Genomic DNA, 2,269 nt, shown 5'->3' with positions numbered 1-2,269 from the left:
AAAATCAACGTTTAGATAACCTTGATCCGCAAGCAGTTCAATATGTGGAAGATCTACTAAATAATAGACCTCGAAAGGTGTTAGGATATTTAACACCTTATGAGTATTTGGTCAAAAACGTACTTGTTGCGCTTCGTATTTGAATCTGCCTATTTAAGATATATATCTTAAAACATATGTTTTAAATATTGGCTATTAACGGTTAAATTGTTTATGTCCAATATCTGTTCTAAAGAATGTATGTGGCACTGCAAGCTCTTTCATATTTGCATATGCTTTATCGTAAGCTGATTTAAAATCATCCGCAATCGCAACATTCAATAAGATACGGCCACCATCACTCAGGAGCTGACCATCTTGCTCTTTAACGCCGGCATAAAAGACTAATTCATCTTCATCATTAAAGCTTGGCGTGTTAAGCGGATAACCTGTTTGTGGTGCATCTGGATAACCTTCAGATGCTAGTACTACACCAATTGCATATTTATTTGCCCACTGAATTTCTGAAAGTGCTTGATCGGTTAAGAGATTATGAATGATTTCCACAAAATCCGTTTCTAATAATGGCAAAATAATTTGTGCTTCAGGATCCCCAAAGCGCGCATTAAATTCAATCACTTTAAAACCATCTTTCGTGAGGAATAATCCACCATATAAGAATCCTGTATAAGGCATTCCTTCTTTCGTTAAACCATCCACAATCGGTTGCATAATAGTTTTAACTGCGGTTTTTACTTCTTCACTATCCGCCCCAAAAGTTGGTGCGTAAGCCCCCATTCCACCAGTATTAGGACCTTCATCATTATCATAAGCACGCTTATGATCTTGTGCCATAACCATTGGAATCACTGTGCCATTATGAACAAAGCACATTAAAGAGAACTCTTCTCCTTCAAGCATCTCTTCAATTAAGATACATGAACCTGCTTCACCAAACTTATTCCCTTCAAGCATATCATCGATAGTCGCGCAAGCTTCTTCCAATGTTTCAGGAATCACAACGCCTTTTCCGGCCGCCAAACCATCCGCTTTAATCACAATCGGCAAGCCAATTTCACGCACATAGTTTTTAGCGACAACACTATCTGTAAAGCTTTCAGAATGTGCTGTGGGTGCGTTATATTTCACCATCATCTGTTTAGAGAAATCTTTACTACCTTCAATTTGCGCCGCATCTTTTGTTGGGCCCCAAACTAAAAGATTACGCTTTTTAAACTCATCAGCAACACCGGCAACTAAACTTGCCTCAGGACCAATAATCGTTAAAGCAATTCCCTCTTTTTCTGCAAAATCTGCAAGTGCTACGGGATCTGTTTCAGAAATATTTACAAGAGTCGCATCTTTAGTCATTCCTGCATTTCCTGGAGCGACAAACACTTCAGAAACTAATGGGCTTTTACGACTTTTCCACGCAAGCGCATGCTCACGCCCACCTTTACCAATAATTAAAACTTTCATCTATAATCTCTTCCTGATTCGATCATGAGTTTGGGAGGTCTATCTTCAATAAGACAGTGATTTTGTGTTGCTGAATGCCGAAGAAGTATAACATATAAAACAGCATGATAAATCCTTTGCGCTACTAAATATCAGCTCTAAGAGATTTTCATTTTCATCAATTCTTCAAATTTTATGCCTAGCCTTCTCACGTATAAGACAAGAAGAGAGAGTTTGGTATCAATACCTTATTTAAAGAATTCTGAAGACTTTTATAATTGACGAAAACAAAAACAACTAGATAGCATTAAAATAAACCCCTTAAAGTAAGGCTTTTAGCTAAAAGTGAGATAGTATACAAGTCTATGATCTAGTGATGTTTTTTAAAAAAGAGAATACTATATTACCAATGCTCAAGAACCCTACTTTCAATCTCGCTTTTTGGCCACTCTTCACAATTTATATATCTTTATATATTTGTGAGTTAATACTTTCATTGGTTTTACTCGAGTATCTTCCAATCACAATCAGTCAAAATACAATTCTCTACCTCTCACAAGTATTCAATTATCCCATGAAGACTATGGGGCTTCATTGCGCAATATGGATGATATTGCTCAATATGTTTCATATTCAAAATGACTCTTTCAAAAACTATTTAAAAATCCTCAGTTTTTTGCTAGGCAGATTCAAATACGAAGTGCGACAAGTACGTTTTTGACCAAATACTCATAAGGTGTTAAATATCCTAACACCTTTCGAGGTCTATTATTTAGTAGATCTTCCACATATTGAACTGCTTGCGGATCAAGGTTATCTAAACGTTGATTTT

1 protein-coding gene is annotated in these 2,269 nt (G+C 36.4%); it reads right to left on the bottom strand.

Features of this window, described 5'->3' with window-relative positions; genetic code table 11:
• Positions 1–195 precede the first annotated feature (195 nt).
• On the bottom strand, positions 196–1,458 hold the full coding sequence (gene purD, locus ACYSN2_RS11050) for a phosphoribosylamine--glycine ligase (protein WP_461750306.1): 1,263 nt from the start codon (positions 1,456–1,458) through the stop codon (positions 196–198).
• Between the last annotated feature and the right edge of the window lie 811 nt (positions 1,459–2,269).

This window comes from Ignatzschineria sp. LJL83, from assembly GCF_054871845.1.
This window is presented reverse-complemented; position numbering and strand designations above follow the sequence as displayed.

Excerpts from the sequence above, each read along its gene's own strand:
- purD (WP_461750306.1), bottom strand. The coding sequence starts at position 1,458 with ATGAAAGTTTTAATTATTGGTAAAGGTGGGCGTGAGCATGCGCTTGCG.